23 protein-coding genes and 1 pseudogene are annotated in these 21,688 nt (G+C 26.2%); 4 read left to right on the top strand and 20 right to left on the bottom strand.

The genetic code is table 11. The features are described 5' to 3' along the window. Positions 1-16: 16 nt before the first annotated feature. Positions 17-700 carry an AraC family transcriptional regulator gene (locus tag I2E83_RS07940; RefSeq protein ID WP_195264307.1) on the bottom strand — a complete coding sequence of 228 codons (684 nt, stop codon included), beginning with the start codon at positions 698-700 and terminating at the stop codon, positions 17-19. A gap of 121 nt (positions 701-821) precedes the next feature. Between I2E83_RS07940 and I2E83_RS07935 the strand changes: the two are divergent. Further along, positions 822-2,555: pseudogene (locus tag I2E83_RS07935) on the top strand (glycoside hydrolase family 13 protein). A 68-nt stretch (positions 2,556-2,623) separates the two neighbouring features. Here the strand turns inward: I2E83_RS07935 and I2E83_RS07930 are convergent. The 9 genes from I2E83_RS07930 to I2E83_RS07890 all read right to left on the bottom strand — a co-directional run bounded on the left by I2E83_RS07930 (position 2,624) and on the right by I2E83_RS07890 (position 10,531). Continuing rightward, on the bottom strand, positions 2,624-2,968 hold the full coding sequence (locus I2E83_RS07930) for an FMN-binding protein (RefSeq protein ID WP_035285121.1): 345 nt from the start codon (positions 2,966-2,968) through the stop codon (positions 2,624-2,626). Between the two features lie 24 nt (positions 2,969-2,992). Beyond that, a complete protein-coding gene (locus I2E83_RS07925) occupies positions 2,993-4,414 on the bottom strand; it encodes a flavocytochrome c (RefSeq protein ID WP_243242132.1) in 1,422 nt (473 codons plus the stop codon). Positions 4,415-4,520: 106 nt separating this feature from the next. Further along, positions 4,521-5,219, bottom strand: coding sequence for a response regulator (locus I2E83_RS07920; RefSeq protein WP_099346620.1), 699 nt, complete (start codon positions 5,217-5,219; stop codon positions 4,521-4,523). 2 nt (positions 5,220-5,221) lie between these two features. Continuing rightward, positions 5,222-6,760, bottom strand: a complete 1,539-nt coding sequence (locus I2E83_RS07915; RefSeq protein ID WP_195264306.1) for a sensor histidine kinase — start codon at positions 6,758-6,760, stop codon at positions 5,222-5,224. A 100-nt stretch (positions 6,761-6,860) separates the two neighbouring features. After that, a complete protein-coding gene (locus I2E83_RS07910; protein WP_195264305.1) occupies positions 6,861-7,439 on the bottom strand; it encodes a hypothetical protein in 579 nt (192 codons plus the stop codon). A 90-nt stretch (positions 7,440-7,529) separates the two neighbouring features. After that, positions 7,530-7,961: a rhodanese-like domain-containing protein gene (locus tag I2E83_RS07905; RefSeq protein WP_207733797.1), complete on the bottom strand. Its 432-nt coding sequence runs from the start codon at positions 7,959-7,961 to the stop codon at positions 7,530-7,532. Positions 7,962-8,024: 63 nt separating this feature from the next. Beyond that, complete coding sequence (locus I2E83_RS07900; RefSeq protein WP_195264304.1) at positions 8,025-9,179, bottom strand: RNA-binding domain-containing protein; 1,155 nt, start codon at positions 9,177-9,179, stop codon at positions 8,025-8,027. A gap of 100 nt (positions 9,180-9,279) precedes the next feature. Then, positions 9,280-9,837 carry a TlpA disulfide reductase family protein gene (locus tag I2E83_RS07895; protein WP_195264303.1) on the bottom strand — a complete coding sequence of 186 codons (558 nt, stop codon included), beginning with the start codon at positions 9,835-9,837 and terminating at the stop codon, positions 9,280-9,282. A 13-nt stretch (positions 9,838-9,850) separates the two neighbouring features. Further along, positions 9,851-10,531: a cytochrome c biogenesis CcdA family protein gene (locus I2E83_RS07890; protein WP_195264302.1), complete on the bottom strand. Its 681-nt coding sequence runs from the start codon at positions 10,529-10,531 to the stop codon at positions 9,851-9,853. Between the two features lie 178 nt (positions 10,532-10,709). Here I2E83_RS07890 and I2E83_RS07885 point away from each other — a divergent pair, with 178 nt between their 5' ends. Continuing rightward, on the top strand, positions 10,710-11,558 hold the full coding sequence (locus I2E83_RS07885) for a DegV family protein (RefSeq protein WP_195264301.1): 849 nt from the start codon (positions 10,710-10,712) through the stop codon (positions 11,556-11,558). A gap of 34 nt (positions 11,559-11,592) precedes the next feature. Here the strand turns inward: I2E83_RS07885 and I2E83_RS07880 are convergent, their stop codons facing one another. The 4 genes from I2E83_RS07880 to I2E83_RS07865 form a co-directional block, all read right to left on the bottom strand. Next, on the bottom strand, positions 11,593-12,327 hold the full coding sequence (locus tag I2E83_RS07880; protein WP_195264300.1) for an alpha/beta fold hydrolase: 735 nt from the start codon (positions 12,325-12,327) through the stop codon (positions 11,593-11,595). Positions 12,328-12,372: 45 nt separating this feature from the next. Continuing rightward, positions 12,373-12,522 (bottom strand): hypothetical protein, encoded by a 150-nt coding sequence (locus I2E83_RS07875; RefSeq protein WP_195264299.1) that lies wholly within the window; start codon positions 12,520-12,522, stop codon positions 12,373-12,375. Positions 12,523-12,563: 41 nt separating this feature from the next. Further along, positions 12,564-12,992 carry a DUF3783 domain-containing protein gene (locus I2E83_RS07870; RefSeq protein ID WP_195264298.1) on the bottom strand — a complete coding sequence of 143 codons (429 nt, stop codon included), beginning with the start codon at positions 12,990-12,992 and terminating at the stop codon, positions 12,564-12,566. Positions 12,993-13,088: 96 nt separating this feature from the next. Continuing rightward, entirely contained in the window at positions 13,089-13,610 is a 522-nt protein-coding gene (locus tag I2E83_RS07865) for a putative ABC transporter permease (protein ID WP_195264297.1), read from the bottom strand. Positions 13,611-13,828: 218 nt separating this feature from the next. Here I2E83_RS07865 and I2E83_RS07860 point away from each other — a divergent pair, with 218 nt between their 5' ends. Continuing rightward, complete coding sequence (locus I2E83_RS07860; protein ID WP_195264363.1) at positions 13,829-14,689, top strand: cation diffusion facilitator family transporter; 861 nt, start codon at positions 13,829-13,831, stop codon at positions 14,687-14,689. 49 nt (positions 14,690-14,738) lie between these two features. Here I2E83_RS07860 and I2E83_RS07855 read toward each other — a convergent pair whose 3' ends face one another. The 5 genes from I2E83_RS07855 to I2E83_RS07835 all read right to left on the bottom strand — a co-directional run bounded on the left by I2E83_RS07855 (position 14,739) and on the right by I2E83_RS07835 (position 19,682). After that, on the bottom strand, positions 14,739-15,392 hold the full coding sequence (locus tag I2E83_RS07855) for a membrane-spanning protein (protein ID WP_195264296.1): 654 nt from the start codon (positions 15,390-15,392) through the stop codon (positions 14,739-14,741). 8 nt (positions 15,393-15,400) lie between these two features. After that, complete coding sequence (locus I2E83_RS07850) at positions 15,401-16,300, bottom strand: permease (protein ID WP_195264295.1); 900 nt, start codon at positions 16,298-16,300, stop codon at positions 15,401-15,403. Between the two features lie 9 nt (positions 16,301-16,309). Next, entirely contained in the window at positions 16,310-16,933 is a 624-nt protein-coding gene (locus I2E83_RS07845) for a GTP-binding protein (protein ID WP_195264294.1), read from the bottom strand. 9 nt (positions 16,934-16,942) lie between these two features. After that, positions 16,943-17,884, bottom strand: coding sequence for a GTP-binding protein (locus I2E83_RS07840; RefSeq protein ID WP_195264293.1), 942 nt, complete (start codon positions 17,882-17,884; stop codon positions 16,943-16,945). A 172-nt stretch (positions 17,885-18,056) separates the two neighbouring features. Beyond that, positions 18,057-19,682 (bottom strand): cell shape-determining protein, encoded by a 1,626-nt coding sequence (locus tag I2E83_RS07835; protein ID WP_195264292.1) that lies wholly within the window; start codon positions 19,680-19,682, stop codon positions 18,057-18,059. 306 nt (positions 19,683-19,988) lie between these two features. Here I2E83_RS07835 and I2E83_RS07830 point away from each other — a divergent pair, with 306 nt between their 5' ends. Beyond that, the gene (locus tag I2E83_RS07830; RefSeq protein WP_195264291.1) at positions 19,989-20,612 is read left to right on the top strand and encodes a DUF975 family protein; all 624 of its coding nucleotides are present in this window, start codon (positions 19,989-19,991) and stop codon (positions 20,610-20,612) included. A 309-nt stretch (positions 20,613-20,921) separates the two neighbouring features. Here the strand turns inward: I2E83_RS07830 and deoC are convergent, their stop codons facing one another. Then, positions 20,922-21,596 carry a deoxyribose-phosphate aldolase gene (gene deoC, locus I2E83_RS07825; protein WP_195264290.1) on the bottom strand — a complete coding sequence of 225 codons (675 nt, stop codon included), beginning with the start codon at positions 21,594-21,596 and terminating at the stop codon, positions 20,922-20,924. Positions 21,597-21,688 lie beyond the last annotated feature (92 nt).

Here is a 21,688-nt window from a genome sequence, read left to right as displayed (position 1 = left end):
ATTCAATTAATTGTAATTATATTGAATAATTTTTATTTCTAAATTCTGATGGTGACATACCTACAATTTTTTTAAAGGTATTAGTGAAATGACTTTGATCATGAAATCCTAATAATATACTTATTTCTAATATGCTCTTTTCAGTACTTAAAAGTAAAGTTTTAGCTCTTTCAACTTTTATTTCTCTTAAATATTTCATTATAGATATTCCTTTATGCTTTTTAAAACATGTTGATGCATATCCTACTGATATATTTAAGTTATTACATATTGTTTCTAATGAAGTATGATTTTCTATATTTAAATGAAGAGCTTGCAAAAGCTTATTAACAGTAAAGCTATCAGTAACTTCTGTATCATTTATTAGTAAATCTATATATTCATTTATCATATTTATCTCAATAACTTGCAATGAACTTATATTACTTGCTTCCTTAATTTGCCTATAAAATTTATTATAAATAGGATGTAGATATTTCTTAGAAATTCCACTCTTTATAATTTCCCTAGTATATACAGCATTCCAAATTATTAAATCATCCCTTTTATGCTCTTTGTCAACATCATCACTAACTTCTGATTTATGCTTTTCTTTAACTATCCTTATAATTTCTTCTTTATTTCTAGATTCTATTAAAAAAGATATCTTGTTACTAAAAATATTAAAATCTGATTCAAAGCTTTCATATCCATCATTCATAATTTCTCTCCCAATTACATTTCATAATAATTATATACATATTATATTATAAATATACAAATATAATCAATATCCTTTGATATAATTTCATTAAAGTACACAATAAGAAGGAGTAATATATATGAATAAGTTTGCTGTTTATCATATAACAGATGTACCATATGCTTATGCTAAAAATACCAATACCTTAACTATAAGAATCCGTACTGCTAAAAATGATTTAAATAGTTGTTATATTTATTATAAAGATAGATTTGGAAATTATCCTTTTATTAAAAAAGAAATGTCTTTAATATCTGAAGGAGAATTTTATTCATACTATGAAGCTGATTTATCAGTTAGTAAAAATAGATATAAATATATTTTTGAGCTTATAGACAAAGATAATAATATTTATATCTTAGATGAAAGAGGTTTTAGAAAATCAATTTATGAATGTGTTGATGCAAATTCATTTCAATTTCCTTATATCTCACCTGATGATGTATATGATGAAGTTAAAACTCTACAAGAATCTATTGTATATCAAATTTTCCCTGATAGGTTTTGTAAAGGATTTAATATAGATAATCCTAATACTACAACTTCATGGGGAGATGAAAATATAAATTCTAAATCTGTATTAGGCGGAAATTTACAAGGGATAATAGATAAATTAGATTATATTGAACATTTAGGAATAAATCTCCTATACCTTACTCCAGTATTTAAATCTAGCTCTAATCATAAATATAATACTTGCAATTACTATGAAATCGACGAAGCATTTGGTGATACTGTAATAGCCAAATCTTTAATAGATAAATGCCATGAAAAGGGTATTAAAGTTATTTTTGATGCTGTATTTAATCATTCAGGAGATGACTTTTTTGCTTTTCAAGATGTTATAAAAAATGGTGAAAATTCAAAATATAAGGATTGGTATATTATAAATAGCTTTCCTATTGATCAAAAAAAAATTAATTACTATACTTTTGCAAATAATATACGAGAAATGCCAAAATTAAATACTTCAAATGAAGAGGTTCAAGATTATTTTATTAATGTTGGTAAGTACTGGATAAATTAAATTGGAATAGATGGTTGGAGATTTGATGTAAGTGATGAAGTTAGTCATAATTTTTGGAAAAACTTTAGAAAAGGAATTAAATCACTAAACAAAGATTTAATAATAATCGGTGAAATATTCCATAATGGATTTAATTTTTTAAGAGGTGATGAATTTGATTGTATTATGAATTACACTTTTAAAAATGCATGTGTAGATTTTTTTGCTAAAGGAATAATAGATCCAGAAGATTTTTTGAATATCTTATCTGAAAATAGAATGTTATATATGAATAGTATATCACGTCAAATGTGGAACTTATTAGGTAGTCATGACACTAAGAGATTCATTAATGAATGTCAATTTGATATTTCATCTATGAAACTTGCCTTAGTTTTTCAATTTTCCTATATAGGTGTACCTTATATTTACTATGGTGATGAAATTGGATTAACTGGAGAAGATGATCCACTTAATAGAAAATGTATGATTTGGGACACTTCTAAACAAAATAATGATTTACTAGACTTATATAAATTATTAATAAATCTTAGAAAAAAATATAAATCTTTAATTTATGGTACATTTACTCCTATTTATTATAAAGATAATCTTTTAATTTTTAAAAGAGAGTTACCTAATGAATCAATTTTAATATGTTTAAATAAAAATACTAAAGATATAGATGCTAAATTAAATTTTGATATAAATGGTTTTGATTTAATAAATAAATCTTTAATTAATATAAACAAACATAATTCTATAAACTTTAAGTCCATGGAATATAAGATAATTAAACTTCAATAAAAAAAATAGGTAGATTTTACTTGTTAAAATCTACCTATTGTCTATTTATAAATTTTAAGGGATAATTTTTATTTTACTGCTGATTCTAAAGCTTTATTAACAGCTTCTATTACACCTTTTGATGAATTAGTTGCTCCTGATATAGCTTCAACACCTTCAGTACTTTGCTTTTCAATTATTTCTGGAACTAAATTATCTTTAACACCATCAACTAAAGTCTTAGTTTCGTTATGTTCAACTAAATTTACTTCAGATATCTTTCCTTTTTCAACTTTAACTTCTACCTTTATTGCTCCAGAAGCGCCTTGACCTTCACCTGTATATGTTCCATCAGTGTATTTTCCACCACCACAGCCAACTAACAAAGTTGCTGATAATGCTATTGTGCTTAATATTGCAGTTATTTTCTTCATTTTTATTCCTCCTACAATTAAATCCTATTTAATAAATGCTGCTGCATTTTTTCCTGCTGTTCTACCAAAAGTAACTATATCAGCTAATGCATTTCCACCTAATCTATTTCCACCATGAACTCCACCAGTTACTTCTCCTGCTGCAAATAAACCAGGAATTACATTTCCATCTTTATTTAAAACTTCAGCATTTGTATTTATCTTTAATCCACCCATTGTATGGTGCACAGCTGGAGTTACAGGTATAGCATATACTTTTCCTTCATTTAATTGTCTTGGAAGGTCTTCCCTATTAAATTCTGAATCTTTTTTAGCTGCAACCGCTTCATTGTACTTATTAATTGTTTCAGCCATTGTATTCTTATCTATTGATAATTTTTCTGCTAGTTCTTCTACTGAATCCGCTTCTGTAACTAATCCCATATTGAAGTATTCCTCAGTTGCTTTTAAGCTCTTTCTTAATCCTTCATCAAAGAAAAGATAAGCTACTCCATCTTTTTGATCTAATATAGCCTTTGAAACTACATCTCTTGTAAATAATTCATTTGTAAATCTTTTACCATCCTTATTAATAAGAATTGCTCCATTACCTCTTACAGCTTCTGTTACCATTACAGCCTTTTCTGGAACAACTGTTGGATGAGTTTGAATTTCCTTCATATCTACTAAATCAGCACCAACATTTTCTCCAAGAACTATACCATCACCAGTAGCTCCGTTATGGTTAGTTGTTGCAAATCCTTTTAAATCTTCTTTATAACTAACTACCATTTCTTGATTAGCTGAGAATCCACCTGCTGCAATAACTACAGCTTTTGTATTTATAGTATATTCTTTTCCTTCTTTATCAGTAACCTTTACTCCTGAAACATTACCATCTTTATCTAAAACTATTTCTTTTGCTTCATTCCATAATCTTAAATCAACTTTTTCTTTTTCAGCTGATGCCTTTAATGTATCAACTAAATGAGCTCCTACAGCTGCTCCCCCTGTTGGTCTATGAGTTCTATAATTTGTAGCTCCTGCCATTCTACCAACATCTGATAAATCAGCACCTAAATCAGTTAACCATGCAACTGACTCTTTAGCTTCATTTGATAACTTTTCAACTAATTCAGGATTGTTTTTTTCATATCCACCTTTCATAGTATCATCATACATAGTTTGTATTGAATCTTCTATGCCTTTTGCTTTTTGTTGTTCAGTTTCAGCTGCATTTAATCCACCTGTAGCTCTATTTGTATTTCCACCTACCATTGGCATCTTTTCTAAAACAACAACATTTTGTACTCCATCTTGTTTAGCTTGTACAGCAGCAGATAATCCTGCACCACCAGCTCCTATTACAACTATATCAGCAGTTTCTTTTTTTCCACCACAACCAACTAAAGCTGTTGGAACTAAAATTAAAGCTGACATTACTAATGCTAAAACCTTCTTTTTCATTTAACATTCTCCCCTTAATCTTTGAGTTATTTTCATCATTAGTATATTTGTTAATTAATAAACAATCAATATTGTGGTCATATTGTTTATTTTGGTCTTTTTGGTCTTATTTTTTAAGTATATAATAATTTGTTGGTCTACCTATTTTTCCATACTCCTGATTTATTTCAACTTTACCTTCTTCAACCATCTTTTCTAAATATCTTCTTGCCGTTACTCTAGCTAGTCCACTTCCTTTTGCAATTTCTTCTGCAGTCAAATCTTGTCCATTCTTTTGGATCATATAATTGATTATTTTATTGTATGTTTTTAAACTCAAACCTTTGCACAATTCTTTTTCTTGTATTTCTTCATCTAGAAAATTAGCATTAATATTTAATATATATTGGTCTATATAATCTTGATTTATATTATCTATATTATTTAATTCAACAAATCTATTCCTATAATTAGATAAAGCTTCCTTAAATCTCTCAAATTTAAATGGTTTTATTAAATAATCAATCGCACCATACTTAAATGCCTCATCTACTGAAGATTTACATTTATCAGCGGTAATTAAAATAGTATCTATATTTATTTCTTTGCTTCTTATCCATTTTAATAAATCTATACCTTTTCCATCTGGCAAAAAAATATCTAATAAAACTAAATCAGCCTTTTCTTTAGTAATTTTAATTTTTGCTTCTTCTATGCTACTTGCATCTCCTACAACTATAAAACCTTCAAGCTTTTCTAGAAACCTTGTATTTATTTCCTTTACCATTGGGTCATCTTCAACAATAAAAACTTTAATTTTATTCATTGCTATATTTCTACCTCCCATGTTGTAATCTTATCTGAAGTTAATTTTAAACTGCCATTTAATGATTCTATAATATTCTTTATATTATATAGGCCAAGGCCTCTAAAATTTCCTTTTGTACTAAATCCCCTTTTAAATATTTCTTCTTTTGTATCATCAGCGATTTTATTTCCATTATTTTTAACTATTATTTTTATTTTTTCTTCTTGAAAGATTCCAATATATATATATCCATTTTCTCTTGATTTAAGTTCTTCAATTGAGTTTTCTAAGAGATTTCCTATAATAGTCAATATCTCTTGTACTTTTATATTATTAGGAATAAACTTTAAGTATGATTTTTCATCAACTTCAAATTTTATTTTCATTTCATCCGCCTTATTATATTTAGAAAATAACAATCCTTGTATTGATGGCTCTTTTATTTTACTTAAATTATCTGTTATTATTCCTCTAGTTTCTGTTGTATGGAAAATGTACTCCAAAGCCTTATCAGTTTCATCTAATTGTATTAGTCCTGCTATTGTATGTAATTTATTCATAAATTCATGATTTTGAGCTCTTAAATTCCAAGTTAGCTCCTTTACTCCTGTTAACTCTTCTGCCATATTATGAACCTTTGTAAAATCTTGAAAGCTCGCAATTGCTCCTACAACCTTGCCATACTCACCAATAATGCTGTAGAAATTTCCCATTATTATTATATTATTTTCTAATCGTATTTCCTTATTGAATATTCTACTTCTTCTATACATAACTTCAAATAATAAATTTATTATTTTACTATCTATTTCATCATTTGAATTTATATTAAGTATTTCTGAAGCTTTATTATTTATTACTGTAATACATCCAGAATTATTTATTGCTATTAATCCTTCTTCTATATTATTGATAATAGATTCTTTTTCTCTTAATTGAATAGCTATTTCTTCTGGCTCTAATCCATAAATATCTTCTTTTATGTTAATAGCTAACTTCTTTGCTAAAAAAATTATAACAACAAAAACTCCTATAAATACAGGTATTAATCCTTTTATATATTCCTTCACCTCCCCTCGTAAATCTCTTTTTAGCATTCCTACAGCTACAGCCCCAACTTGTACACCATCTTTATGTACTGGTACAAAGCCTCTTATAGATCTGCCTAAATGCCCCTCTCCTTCAGATACATAGGTTTCTCCTTCTCTTAAAACTAACTTTTCATCTCCACCTAAAAATCTTCTTCCAATATTATCGGGAATTGGATGCGAATATCTAATTCCTTCATTATTCATAACTGTTATAAATAATAATCCTGTTTTAAGTCTTACTCTTTCAGCAAAGTTTTGGACTTTTAAATGTGTTGGATCTCCATTATCAGCTAATTCTTTTTGAATCATAGGATTGGCTGCCACCACAAAAGCAGTATCAATAAGACTCTTTCCTATTGCTTCAGTTACTTTATTATTTATAACTACTAAAGAAAAAATACTTATAATTAATATTACTGCAATAAAAATACTAATTGTAAGTCTTGTAATTTTCTTTTCTAAAGTCATTTTTATACTCCTATACTATAATCATTATTTTTTTCACACAATAATTATACATTAATATATATAATGTAACAAATAAAAAGGATGAGATAACTCTCACCCTTTACATTGGTTTTATTATATCTAAAACATAATTTTTAAATTCTTCAAAACTTCCACTTATTATTGAAGCTCCTTTATTTATTTTTCCACTATTAAAATTATATTCTGCTGAACCATAATTAAAGCTTGCACTAGAAACTATTATACTTGCTTCTGTAACTCTATAATTTACTTTTGCTAACATTACGTCCTTGCAGAATTCCACAAAATTATTAGCCTTTTCTATATTTCCATTACATACTACAGTTAAAACAAACTTAAATAATTCATATCCTCCAATAAGTGGTATCATAGAACCATTTGCCATGTAAAATACTTTACCCATGTTATAGAAATACTTCATATTACCATAACTCATTGTTCTAAATTCATAATTTATTTCTAAATCTTTATTATTTAATGCTTGAAATTTTTCTACTATATCATTCCATGCTCTTGCTTCAGCAGTTTTATTATTATTTATAACACTTTTAAATTGTGAAAAAGCATTTTCTAAATCTTTATCCCTATTTACTACTGATCCATTAACAGCAACGCTATACTCATTATTTTCATATATTAATTCCACTCTATTATTCATCTTAAACTCCCCTTACTAATAAATATAAATTTATTATCTAATAATAATTATTATATCATAATAGTTTATAATTTCAAGGACTATATTGTTTTATTTAACAATCTCGTATGGCCAATCTTTTATGCCACCAAAATCATATACGTTAGTGTATCCCTTTTCTAATAATATATTCGATGCTTTTTTACTTCTATTTCCACTTCTGCAATACACAAGAATCTTTTTATTCTTATCATTTAATATATTTTCTGCTTCTTCTTCTAATTTATCTATAGGTATTAAAATGCTATTTTCTATATGTCCACTATTATATTCTTCTTCAGATCGCACATCTAAAATAATAACTTCATTTTTTCCCATTTCGTTTTTTGCTTCTTCTGCATCTATTTGGGTTACTTTAATATCTTCAGTTACACTTTCAGAAGCTTCATTTTCTTCTCTGATATCTTTTTTATTTGTACAGCCTGTAAAGAATGTGAAATTAAAAATAAATATTAATGATATTATCGATATAGCTTTTTTCAATTAAATCACCTCATACAAATTATAAAATAAAATAATAAATAAGTTTGTGATAAAGTCACAAACTTATTTATTATATATACTTATACCAGGAAATATTACTTTAAAATAATCATCTTTAATTGAATTTATTAATTTAACCTTACCAACGCCATAGAAGGCTTTTTTCATTCTTAAGAATCCTCTTCCGTTATTTAAAAATCTTTTATTATTATCTAAAGTTATTAATTTTTCATAAAGCCACATATTTCTTTTGCTGTGACTTATTCCTTTATCTAAGTTGTTTTTTTCTATTAAAGCCCCTGGACTATTTATAGATATAGATTTATATCCAATATTTATTTCAATAACTCTATTTACTGATGAATATTTTCTATATAGTACTGCATTTTTTATTCCTTCTATTATTGCAGATGATGGGTACTCCTTTGGCATTAAATCATAAATTATCTTTTCTGCCTTATCAACCATTTCTAATATATTACCTTGAATTATTATAACTTCATCTTTATTTTTATTTATTCTATTTATAATTTTTATCATATTTTGGGGTATCCATAAGCTATTATAATTTGAAAATATTAATAATCCTCCTAGAGTACAACTCATATTTTCACTTTCTTTTTCCTTATATGCTATTCTAGAGCTTTCTAAAAGAAACTCCTTATTTTCTTCATTTAGCTCTATTCCTTTATTTTTAAAATACTGTTTAAGTAAATCTTCATCCAAAAATGAAATATCACTTCTCATAACTATAGATGTTTCCATAAAGAAATCTAAATTCTCTTCAAAAGCTTCTATTAACTCTTGCTTTCTCATTGTATCTGTAGTTGAACCCCTTCTTATATAGAAAGCTCCATTTTCTCTTACTTGATATGGCTTTTGCTCTCCTGAATATATAGTTATTACACATACTTTTTTTCCCTGAATATTACATGTATCAACTGATATTGGGATAGGTGGCTCACATCTTGATGATACTATTTGCTGTACTTGCTCTTCTTTTACAATTTCTGATTCATTTATACCTATAATTTCTTTACTTTTATCTTCTACACCTATTATTATATATCCTCTTCCCCCTCTAGAATTAGCAATAGCACAAACATCCTTTGCAAGCTCTTTTTTATTTCCTTCTGATTGTAATGATAGCTTTAATTTAAAATCTAGCTTTACTCCTTCTTCCTTTTTTATTAAAGAAAGTAACCTCCTGCTATCCACCCAAATATCCCCCTAAATAAAAGTCATTATATTTTATATTACTATAAAAATATAAGATCAGACACATAATCTTTTGCCTGACCTTATATTTTATAAAAGTTTACTCTATAAGCTTCTTAATATAGTTATTTAATATTTTTTGATCAATTAATCCCTTATTATCTTTAACTATATTCCCATTTCTATCTATAAATATAGTTCTTGGTATTGCTTGAACAGCATAAGCATTTGCCGCACTAAATTTTGTATCAAAAACTATTTTCATATCTAAATTGTTTTCTTTTAAATAATTTAATGCCTTTTCTTTAGTTTCTCTTTTCCCATCTGTAAGATTTACCATAAGTATTTCAACATCATCACCATACTTTTTCATTGCTTCTTCAAAATATGGCATTTCTGCTTTACATGGGCCACACCAACTTGCCCATATGTTTACTATAACTGGTTTTTTCCCTTTAAAATCAGATAACTTTATTGAATTTCCAGCTTCATCATAAACTTCAAAATCTTTAGCTGCCTTATAATCTGTTGAGCTATTTTCATTTGTTGTATCTATAGGCATATATTCACCAGCTAAATATCCATATCCAAACTTTACTATTACAATTAATAAAATTAAAGATATAATTATTGTTATTAATTTTTTCTTATCATTCAAGCTTTTTACCTCCCTAATTAAATGTAAGTATTGATAATAATAAATTTAAGTATCCTGTCATCATTAAAAAACCTATTATAATTAACAATATCCCTGAAATAGTATTAATAACCTTGTAATTTTTCTTAATGAACGTAAAAGCACCCTTTAATGTATCAATTAATAATGCTGATATTATAAATGGAATTCCAAGGCCTAAACTATAAGTAAGTAACATGAATATCCCTTGCATTGAATCTTTACTATTTGCTGCTAGCATTAAAGCAGATCCTAGAAAAGTTCCAACGCACGGTGTCCAACCTATTGCAAAAATAACTCCAAATAATATTGAAGAAATTAAATTAAGATTATTTAAATCACTTTTATTTTTTAATTTAAAACTTCTATCTAAAATTGATATTTTTAAAACTCCAATGTAATTTAATCCAAATAGAATTAATAATGCTCCTGCTACAACATTAAAAGTTTTCATATACCTTTGTATAAATACTCCAAAGGTTCCAGCAGCTCCACCTAGAATTGTAAAAACAATTGAAAATCCAATTACAAATCCAATAGAGTTTATCAAAGCCTTATTACCCTTTCTATCATCACTACCTCCCATAAAATATGAGACATATATAGGAAGCATAGGTAATATACATGGTGAAACAAACGTAATTATTCCCTCCAAAAATAGAATAAGATAATTCACAACATCACTCCTCTCCTTTTTTTGATAGTATATCATAATATCTGGAATAATTGAATAAGTTACTTTTATGACACCATAGAAAGTAACATTTTATTATCTAGTTTTTAAAACTACATGTTGACCATATTTAATTTTATGATATATTATTGATATAACAATAAATGAAGGGAATGTTTTTATGAATAAGATTGCATTGATAACTGATAGTACATGTGGTTTACCTAAAGAATTTATTGATGAATATGATGTTAAAGTTGTTTCTTTAAAAATTTTATATAAAGATAAAGAATTTATTGATGGAATAAGCATTACTCCTGAAGAAGTTTATTCTAAATTACCACAAGAACTTCCTACGACTTCTATGCCTGCTGTAGATGATGTAATATCTTTATATGCTGAATTATTAAAAAAAGGATATACTCATGCAATAGTTTTACCTATATCATCTGGTTTATCAGGTACAATAAACAGTTTTAGGTTAGCTAGTGAGCAATTTGAAGATAAAATAAGTACATTTATATTTGATACTAAAATACTCTCTATGGCAGTTGGATTATTAGTTATTGAAGTTGGTAAGATGATTAATAAAAAAATGAATTTTGAAGATATATGCAATTCAATACCTAAACTTAGAGAAAATTTATGGATGTACTTTACTGTAGATACTCTAGAATATCTAATAAAAGGAGGTAGAATCGGTAAAGTTACTGGTGGAATAGGAGAAATGCTAAATTTAAAACCTATAATAACTATGAACGATGATGGCGCGTACACAAATTATGCAAAAGTTCGAGGGTCTAAACAAGCATTTAAAAAGCTTCAAGATTTAGCTACAAATATTTTAAATAAAGGTAAAGGTAAAGTTATAATAATGACTGGTACTATGCATAATGAAGCCGATAAACTTAAAGAAATCTTATCTTCTCATGAAAATACTACATTTATATATAAAGGTACCATAACTCCAGCTGTTGGAATTCACTCTGGTCCTAGACTACTAGCTGTTGCTGTTATGTCTGAAATATGAAAATAGATATTGTAAACTAATTAGTTTACAATATCTATTTTTCTAAAAACTCTAATGTTGTATTTATCATTTCCTTTTGTTGCTCTTCCCAAGATATTATAGACTCATTATCCCCCTTTTGATTTCCATATACCCCAAACTGTGCATGATTTCCACCATTGATTTCTTTAAAAACTGCTTCTGCTGGCAAGTTTTCTTTACTATCTTCTATATCATCTATAGTAGTTAATCCATCATTTTCAGCATATATACTAAGAACTTCTATATCATTATCTGATAAATCACTACTACTTGATGGATATGATCCTAACAATATTACTCCCTTAACTATACCTTGATTATTTTCTGCAAACATAGCGGCACTTACTCCCCCCATAGAGTGTCCACCAACATACCAATCATCTATATCTGCATTTCTTTTTATAAATTCACTTGCTTTATTATTGTCTAAAATTGATAAATTATAATTGACATCTGCAATTGACACTAAATATCCTGCCTTTGATAACTCATTAGCATAATAAGAATAACTTAAAGGTTCTACTAAAGCACCAGGATATATAACTATTCCTACATTTTTATTATTTTGTTTTGGATAAAATACATAAAAGCTCTCTTCTTTAGAGTACTCGTCTACACTTATGGTATTAAATAATTCATTTAATGGTTTATATGTATTGCTTGTCCAAATTATAAACCCTAAAAATATTAATATAGTAATACTTAAAATAATACTTGCTAAACATTTGACTTTTTTATTTAATTTCATTTAACACCTATTTATATTAAGATAAGACTAAAAGCCTTATCTTAATTATTTTTCTAAATTTAATTTTACTGCTTCTAAATCTTCTTCATTTATTTCAAGTAACTTTATAATTGTTTCTTCATCTAATCCTAGATTTTTAAGATTTAAAAATCTAGTAGTTATTGTTTGTAATTCAACTTCTCTCTTAACCCCCATTTAAAATCACCTCTTTTATCTAAGAATAAATATAAAGTAAATTATTCTGCATCATGTTCAAAATCTTTTCCTGTTTTCATTGCTATTCTTTCAGCAACTAAATTTTTTAATAACACATTAATAGTCCATTCTTTAGATGTTTCTGTAACTGTTGCCTTTAAAACATTATTAACTCTAAATTTCTTTAAGTTTTCAATGAAAATTCCCATTTTAGCACCTGGAATATTATTAAATATTATTGCTTTATTCTTTATTCCATCTTCTGCATCACTTAATATATTACCCTCTATTACATCTTTCACGATTGAATTTCCATTTTTATAGCTTAAAACTATTCTATCTCTAATTCCAATCATTCCAGCAAGATTGCTTACTGTTTTTATTTCCTTTTGATTAAAGTTGCATAAAATTACACAACTTCTTCCTTCTTTAACTTCTGTATCTTTTGTATCTAATTTTTCAAATGACATAATCTTCTCCTTCTTAAATTATAAATTTATATATCTATATCATATAAAAATACTAAGAATTAAGCAACCTTGAATTTTTTACAAATATACTTACTATTAATTTTGAATAACAGGACTTCTATAAAGCATTTTTATTGTCATTATTAAATCAATAATTATTATAAAAATAACAATGCCATTTGTCATTCTAAATACCTTTTCTAAACTTAAATATATATTATTTACTATAGGTTGAAGTAAATTAATTCCTATATAACACAATATCATCCAATATATAGAAAATCTTAATGTTATCAAACCTTTATAATTATATTTTAATTTAGAGTAATCCCAATATTGCTTATTAAATATTTCTTTTAATAAATATCCACTTATAAATTCCACAGTTGTTGGAACTATTAGAAAAATTATAAAGCTTATAATATTATTAAAATTAAAATACTTATCACATAAAACTAAAATAGTAAAAGCAATACCATACATTGGTTTATATGGTCCTTTCATGAAACCTTCCTTTTTAAAATTTCCTGTTATTATGTAGCTATATACTCCTTCAATTACCCATCCTACTAGCGAATATAGTATAAAGTTAAATAAAATAAAATTTATTATAGTCATAAAAAATATCGACCTCCATTTAATTTTACTTTTAGTTTAACCAAAACTTATTCATAAATACCTTAATCCTTTAATTTGATTACTCTATTCCCCATCCCCTTAAAATCTTTATTTATTTACACTAAATTCTCATTTTTGCATTTTTTATTTCATTGTAACTTTTATATTTTGTAAGAATAAAATGAAATTGTAGATTATTTGTAAAGGAGAGGACTAAAATAGAATCTAATTATAAAAAAGTTAAGATAATATTATTAATAATATTAATAGCTAATATAGTTGTCGCTGTATCAAAGATATTAGTTGGATTAATTATTAATAGTTCTAGTGTAATGGCTGATGGATTTCATTCCATTTCAGATGGTGCATCGAATATTGTAGGCATGATTGGTATTGTTATGGCTTCAAAACCTAAAGATACCGATCATCCATATGGACATAAAAAATTCGAAACAATTGCAAGTATGTTTATAGGAACAATGCTTCTATTTATATCTTTTAATGTTATTAAATCTTCTATTAGTAAATTATTTAATCCTTCAACATTGGAAGTTAGTCTAGAAAGTTTAATTATTATGTTAATAACTTTATTTATTAATATATTTGTTGCCTTTTATGAAAATAAACAAGGCCAAAAGCTTAATAGTCAATTATTAATAGCTGATTCCCTTCATACTAAAAGTGATATCTTTGTTTCCATAGGAGTACTTATAGCTCTATGTTCTGTAAAACTCGGACTTCCTCCAGTAATAGATACAATTGCGTCTTTCGTTGTTGCTTTATTTATTCTTCATGCAGCTTACGAAATATTTAGAGATAATCTTTCTTCTTTAACGGATAAGGTAATGTTAGATGAGGAAGTTGTTGTTGATATTTTAGATGAATTTGATGATATAAAAAATGTTCACAATATTAGATCTAGAGGATATAAAGATTATGTATTCTTAGATATGCACATAAAAGTAGACTCAAATTTAAGCGTTGATGAAGCACATAGCCTTGTTCATAAGGTTGAGGATACTTTATCTGATAGACTAGGAAAAAAAATTGATGTTATTATTCATGTTGAACCTGATTGATTATAAATAAAATGACTAGCTATATATTATATAACTAGTCATTTCATTGTTAAAAATATTGGTTATCTGGTGGTTTCACCTTCATATATTCTTCTATATTAAAGTAGTAGTTTCCATCATACTCTATTTTACCTAATGCCTTAATCCATTGACCTTCTTTTAAAGTATCTTTACAAATTGAATTTAATCCTATTATTACTGAATCTGCTACACAACAGTTCATTTCTTCTCTAGCCAAAATAAATTTTTCTTCACCATTATGCTTGTGGACAAATCCAGTGAAAATTATATATTTACCTAAATAATCTTGTCCATTTTCACTTATTTCCTCAATTATATGGTGATTTTCATAAGATACTTCTATTGCTTCATTAGCAGAACTATTTTTAAATTTATAGTCATTTATGCTAAATTGTTCTTGAGAAATAAAATCATTTAATAATATAAAAACTCCAATTACTAAAGTAAATATTATAGGTATATAACTAATTGAATTATCTTTTCTAGTATTAAAACTTATAACTTTAAATATTTGAACTATAATTAAAATAGGCAATATAGCTAAAGCTATATATAAATTTTTAGCAGTTTTTGGACTTAAAAATTTATATATATATCCTGATAACATTAAATAACCAATAAATGTTGTTAAAAGAACTAGTATTAATAACCATATAAATTCATCTACATTAAATTTTTTCATGCTACCTCCTATATGATTATTGTTAAACTTACCGAAAATGCTAGTACAACTAAAATAATTAAAGTAATAAGCTTAATTGTAAATCCCTTTTTAAAATATGAGCCCAATATTATAGCATTTTTTAAATCTATCATTGGTCCAAGTATTAAAAATCCTGAAATAGCTGGTAGTCCAAAATGTTCTAAAAATCCCTTTGCTATAAATGCATCTGCTTCAGAACATAAGGAAAGTAGGAATGAAAGTAGCATCATTATAATTATGGCTAAATATTTTCCACTTGCCATATTGTTAAGCATTGTATCATTAACTATAGTTATAAATATACTTGATAAAAATGATCCAAATATGTAGTACTTTAATATATTTGAAAACTCCTTATTAGCATGTTCTAAACATAATCTTATTTTTGATTTATTATAAAAATAATCTGTTACTACACAACCACAATCACATAAATTTTCATAATCATTAGTACTTTTTATAATTTCTTTTCTTTTATTTGTTAATAAATCTATTAAAATTCCTATTATTATTGCGCATAATATTCCACCAAATACTCTTATTAAAATAACTTTAATATCATTAAATGCATAAAATGTTGATGCAATAACTACAGGATTTACAATAGGTACACAAAGCATGAATACTATGGAAACACCTATTGGTACTCCTTTTTTTATTAAGCTCTTTGCAATAGGCACTATAGCACATTCACATATTGGAAGGAAAACTCCAGCAAATGCAGCAAATATTATTGAAATAAATTTATTTTTAGGAAGTATTTTTTTTACTAATTCTTCTGAAATGTACATTTGTATTACTGCTGAAATAATTGAACCAATTAATATAAAAGGTAATGCTTCTAAAATCATACTTATAAATGTATTAGCCCATTTTTCTAATCCCATACTCAATCTTTATTTTCCCTCCTTATTAAAAAGAGTTCTAATTCCCCTAGTCAATATACCTTCCCTAAAATAACTACTTTTGTTTAAATCTTCTTTTAAATTATTTATGCTTAAAGAACAAATAATCGGTGCAGTAAGATTAATACCCTCAATTATATTCATTAATCTTTCTCTTTTTTCTTTATTTATAGAATTTAAATTATTTAAAACAATTATTTTGCTTGATTGAATAAATGGTATTATTAGTTCTCCCATATTTTTTAAATAAACTTCTAAATTACTACTATCTCCTATAAAGTAATTTCCATAAAAAGTTACTTGTTCTTTAACTTTTCTATTTTTTAAAAGTTTAGCAATTATACTTAAATCATAAGTTCCATTAAATTCAATTATTATTCTATTGTATTTTTTATGTTTAATTTCATCTATCAATAAATCTTCCATATTATCACAGTTATTTAAATAAACTATTTTTACATTTTTAAATTTTTTTTCTATATTAGTAGTTCCCCTTTCTAGAAGAACCACTAATGTTTCATCATTATTACACATTTCTGTAGTTAAATAAGAATTTATAAAAGATGTTTTACCTGAACCTAAAAATCCACTTACAATTTCTAGCTTACATTTCATATTTTATCCTCATTTAAAAAGTTGCTTTAACTCTTCTTTATTTAATTTAATACCAATAAAAGAAATAACACTATTTGTATTGTCTTTTATTTCTCTAATCTCAAATTCATCTTTTACAAAATCAAATTGTCCATTACTTCCATCTAAAAGCTTAACAATTCCTTTAGCCCTTAGTACATCCCCATAACTTTTTGATGAAGATATGAACTTAAACTTTGATATTAATTCTGATTTAGATATCTTAGAATTAGGATATATTGCAAAAGTTTCAAAAACTTCATCAGCTTTTTTATGTTCTTCTAACTTTTTAGTTAATTTAGCCTTATATGAGTTGTTTCCTTTTAAATTTAAGTTTTCAGAATTATTTTGATTTAATATATCTTTTCCTTTTATCTTGTTCCAATCTTCCCTAATAATAACTGCTCGTCTATTTAGTTTTTTTATTTTAGAAACTACATCTTGAACTTCTTCATAATTTAACTTTTGAACTCTACTTAAAACTATTTTTTTAGTATTTAGTATTTGATCTTCATAAAAATCTTTAAAATTATTAATATACATATCAAATTTTTCAGGATCAATAACAGTAATTATATTGTCAACTTCTGATTTTTCTTTTAATTTTCCTTCCTTAAAAACTTTTATTATATCTGTTAATTTTGCAACCCCTGAAGGTTCAATAATTATTCTATCTGGATGATATTTTTCTATTACTTCTAATATCGCTTCCTTAAAATCACCAGTAACTTGACAGCAAATACAACCTGAATTTATTTCCTTTACTTCTATATTAGATTGTCTAAGTATAGCTGCATCAATACTTACCTCTCCAAACTCATTTTCTATAATTGCTATATTTTTTTCATATGCACCTTCAGTAATAAGCTTTTTCATAAGAAAAGTTTTTCCTGCTCCTAAAAATCCTGAATATATATCTATTTTTATCTTCATTTAACACCTCTATTAAAACTTGCTCTTATAACGTTCTAAACATTTTATGCCTTAAATTTAAGTTATATTACTTTTTTAGTAAGGAAATACTTATTAAATATAAAACTTTTTATTTTCTGATATAAATAAAAAGAGGCTATAAATTAATTTTTAATTTATAGCCTCTTTTATACTATTGATTTTGTGTGCTTTTTAAAGTAATATTTTCAAATGAATTTGTTAATATAAATTTTCCATCTCCAACTTTTATAAATTTAACTACTATCTTATCACCAACAGAGCTTAATGCTACTTCTCTTGATGTTTCTGTTGAAACTGAAAATATATTATCACTTCCTTTAATTTTTATATCATAAATACTAGTTCCATCCTTAACAACTAATCCAATTCTTTCGATTTCACCTTCTAAGCTTTCCTCACTATTACTACCCTCAAGCGAAATATTAGTGTTAGTTAATCCCTCTAAATATTTATTAAGAGTTGATTGTAATGAATCTCCAACGCCTACTATATTATAATTTTTAACATTCACCATAGCATACTGTTTAACTAATCCATTTGAATCTTTTAAAGTCATAAAATAAGTTGGTTCATTTTGTATATTTATTAAATATGGTAAGGTGGCTGTATATCCATATTGTTGAACTTTACCTTGTGCAGATTTCATACTTGCAGTTTCTGTTGCTCCTGATGTTTTATATAAGCTTGTTTCACCTGTTCTTGTATTAGTTAAAGTAAAGCCTACTAATCCTTCATCATTTCCTACCGATGTTACTCCCGTAAAATAATAACATTCATCATTATTAAATATTAAGTTCATTCCATCTGTAGACTTTAACTTATCTTTATCGCTAAAGTTAAATACTCCATGAACAAGTTCTCCCCATTTATCTATATAATTTTTTATATATCTATCTGGTTGAATTCTATCTATCCATTTTGGTGCATCTTCTATTCCATAAACATTAGATTCTCCCGTCTCAGCATTTAATACAAGAACACCTATCGCTTTTGCCTCTGCTATCCCAATAGCATTATCATACCTAGTAACAACCCAATATGGATTTCCTTCATCATCTAATTCAAAAGTAAAATCAGTATGACCAGCCTTCATATCTCTAAGATAAGCTGCTCTGTGTAAATCACTAAAAAGATAAGCTGATTCTAAATATTTAATTTTAATATCTTTTCCATTTACCTCTGTTACTAATTGTACATCACTTTCGTTTGTTGCACTTACCTTTATATAACCTGTAGTTCCTTCTCTATTAGTAAACCATTTAAATAATGAGGAATGTTCTAATGGGGCAACATAATAAAGTTGTCCATTCACACTTTGCAATGTTAAATCTCCAATAGTTACTTGGCTACCTAAGCTAGGTATTTCCCCTAATTTCTTATCAGCTAATTTATATGCAACTTCTTTATCTATAGTTGGTAACTGTTTTAAATCTATGTGTTCAATTTCACTACTAAATTCAACACCTTCCACATCACCAAGTAATCCTCTATGGGCCTTATAGCTCACTATAGGGCTAAATACTACTAATGATATAATATAAATTGCAGCAACTATTACTGCAGCTAGTCCATATTTCTTATTTAATGTAAAAAAAGCATAAGTTGCTGTTACTACAACAAATACTCCTGCAATATAAAATGAACTCAATGTAAAATCTAGTATTAAACTACTATTAAAAGCTAAAAATATTCCAACTATAATATAAGCTGTTAATAGCCATCCTAAATATTTAAAAAATGATCCTTTTTTTGGTGTAATGTTTCTTATATTCTCCATTTTCCATCCTCCAGTATTTATTCTACCGTATTATATAGTATATATTACATTATAATATAATAGTTGTAAATATATTTCTAAAGAAAATTTCTATCTTATTTAAAACTATAAAATTATTTCATATATTATTTTTCATGTTTTATTTGCAAAGATATTAATTATTTAATACTAAAACATTATTTATTATTGTATAGTTAGTTCAATAATCCATATAATTTTTTTTTAAAACTTATTATTTTTTCACAGGAATTATTCTATATAATTTAAAATATAATATAATAACAAAACAAGTTTTAGAGGTGTGCTATGAATAGAGCTGAATTAAAATCTAAAGCAAAGGAACAATTAAAAGGCCGCTGGGGATTAGCAATAATCACTGCACTTGTTGCAAGTTTAATTGTTGACACTACTAGCATGACAAAAGGTCTGGACTATGTAATTGAAGTTTCAGACAATTTAACTTTAACATTAAACTTAATTTCGTTTATTTTTGGTGGCGTTATTTCTGTCGGATTGAGTAAATTTCTTTTAAACCTTACAACTAATAAAGAAAATCCTAAATTTGCAGATTTATTTTCACAATTTAGAATATTTTTCAAGGCACTTGGACTATATATTTTAATGGGATTTGCCATATTTCTAGCTACATTATTTCTTATTATTCCTGGTATTATAGTAGCTATAATGTATTCACAAGCCTTTTTTATTTTAGCTGAAGATCCTGATAAGGGAATTGTAGAATGTTTAAGAGAAAGTTCAAAGCTTATGTACGGTTATAAATGGAATTTCTTTGTATTAGAGCTTTCATTTATTGGCTGGTGGTTATTAGCAGTATTGACTTTAGGTATAGGTGCTTTATGGGTTAATCCTTATCAAAAAGTTACAGAAACAAACTTCTATTTAAAACTAAAATATAATATGCAAAAATAAAGTATAAAAATAGGAGTTAATTAATTAACTCCTATTTTTATACTTTATTTACTTATTATTTACCCCATTGATTATTTGTAGCTGTCTTTTTTGCTCCATGACATCCACATTCATCAGTATGTTTCTTTTCTTCTACTTTTTTGTTTTTACAACCACATCCATTAGCCATATTAAACACCTCCTATAACTTACATCCTTATTATTTGTTTTTAGGATTAATTTAATGTTATAAAAAATGTTGAATATATGGATTAATAATTGATATAAGGTAACCTTTATTTAGATTACCTTATAATAACATATTTATAATTAGTAATTTGAATTAGATTTAGTTCCTTCACAAATTGCTATTGAAGCTGAAGCTCCTATTCTTGTAGCTCCATTTTCTATCATAGCCATTGCATCTTCTAAACTTCTAACACCACCTGAAGCCTTAACTCCAAGTTCTGGTCCTACTGTTTCTCTCATAAGCTTTATGTCACTTGCTGTAGCTCCTCCAGTACTAAATCCTGTAGATGTCTTAACAAAATCAGCTCCTGCTTCCTTTGATAATTTGCAAGCTGTTACTTTTTCTTCATCAGTTAAAAGACAAGTTTCTATAATAACTTTTGTTAAAGCTTTTCCCTTTGCAGCATTAACTACAGCTTCTATATCTTTCTTAACATATTCTAAGTTTCCTTCTTTAAGCTTTCCTATATTTATAACCATATCAACTTCTGTTGCACCTTTTTTAATAACGTCTTCTGTCTCAAAAGCTTTTACTTCTGTTGTAGTAGCTCCTAAAGGAAATCCAATAACTGTGCAAACCTTCACATCACTACCCTTTAACATATTTGCAGCCTTTTCTACCATTGCTGGATTAATACAAACTGATGCAAAATTATACTCTAATGCTTCAGTGCAAAGTTTTTCAACTTCCATTTCTGTAGCATCTGCCTTTAAGATAGTGTGATCTATCATTCTTGCTAAATCTTTTTTATTCATAAGATCTCCTCCTGTATGTTAAATTATTTTTTCTCTCAAAAATTCATTATAAATGAAAATCTCTAGTAATTAAAGAGAGTTTTTAACAAATC

This window comes from Clostridium sp. D46t1_190503_E9 (assembly GCF_015555225.1).
GTDB lineage: Bacteria > Bacillota > Clostridia > Clostridiales > Clostridiaceae > Clostridium.
Note: the sequence above shows the minus strand (reverse complement) of the source record. Positions and strands in the feature narration are given on the sequence as shown.

Excerpts from the sequence above, each read along its gene's own strand:
- I2E83_RS07940 (WP_195264307.1), bottom strand. The coding sequence starts at position 700 with ATGAATGATGGATATGAAAGCTTTGAATCAGATTTTAATATTTTTAGT.
- I2E83_RS07930 (WP_035285121.1), bottom strand. The coding sequence starts at position 2,968 with ATGAAGAAAATAACTGCAATATTAAGCACAATAGCATTATCAGCAACT.
- I2E83_RS07925 (WP_243242132.1), bottom strand. The coding sequence starts at position 4,414 with ATGAAAAAGAAGGTTTTAGCATTAGTAATGTCAGCTTTAATTTTAGTT.
- I2E83_RS07920 (WP_099346620.1), bottom strand. The coding sequence starts at position 5,219 with ATGAATAAAATTAAAGTTTTTATTGTTGAAGATGACCCAATGGTAAAG.
- I2E83_RS07915 (WP_195264306.1), bottom strand. The coding sequence starts at position 6,760 with ATGACTTTAGAAAAGAAAATTACAAGACTTACAATTAGTATTTTTATT.
- I2E83_RS07910 (WP_195264305.1), bottom strand. The coding sequence starts at position 7,439 with ATGAATAATAGAGTGGAATTAATATATGAAAATAATGAGTATAGCGTT.
- I2E83_RS07885 (WP_195264301.1), top strand. The coding sequence starts at position 10,710 with ATGAATAAGATTGCATTGATAACTGATAGTACATGTGGTTTACCTAAA.
- I2E83_RS07880 (WP_195264300.1), bottom strand. The coding sequence starts at position 12,327 with ATGAAATTAAATAAAAAAGTCAAATGTTTAGCAAGTATTATTTTAAGT.
- I2E83_RS07875 (WP_195264299.1), bottom strand. The coding sequence starts at position 12,522 with ATGGGGGTTAAGAGAGAAGTTGAATTACAAACAATAACTACTAGATTT.
- I2E83_RS07870 (WP_195264298.1), bottom strand. The coding sequence starts at position 12,992 with ATGTCATTTGAAAAATTAGATACAAAAGATACAGAAGTTAAAGAAGGA.
- I2E83_RS07865 (WP_195264297.1), bottom strand. The coding sequence starts at position 13,610 with ATGACTATAATAAATTTTATTTTATTTAACTTTATACTATATTCGCTA.
- I2E83_RS07855 (WP_195264296.1), bottom strand. The coding sequence starts at position 15,392 with ATGAAAAAATTTAATGTAGATGAATTTATATGGTTATTAATACTAGTT.
- I2E83_RS07850 (WP_195264295.1), bottom strand. The coding sequence starts at position 16,300 with ATGGGATTAGAAAAATGGGCTAATACATTTATAAGTATGATTTTAGAA.
- I2E83_RS07845 (WP_195264294.1), bottom strand. The coding sequence starts at position 16,933 with ATGAAATGTAAGCTAGAAATTGTAAGTGGATTTTTAGGTTCAGGTAAA.
- I2E83_RS07840 (WP_195264293.1), bottom strand. The coding sequence starts at position 17,884 with ATGAAGATAAAAATAGATATATATTCAGGATTTTTAGGAGCAGGAAAA.
- I2E83_RS07835 (WP_195264292.1), bottom strand. The coding sequence starts at position 19,682 with ATGGAGAATATAAGAAACATTACACCAAAAAAAGGATCATTTTTTAAA.
- I2E83_RS07830 (WP_195264291.1), top strand. The coding sequence starts at position 19,989 with ATGAATAGAGCTGAATTAAAATCTAAAGCAAAGGAACAATTAAAAGGC.
- deoC (WP_195264290.1), bottom strand. The coding sequence starts at position 21,596 with ATGAATAAAAAAGATTTAGCAAGAATGATAGATCACACTATCTTAAAG.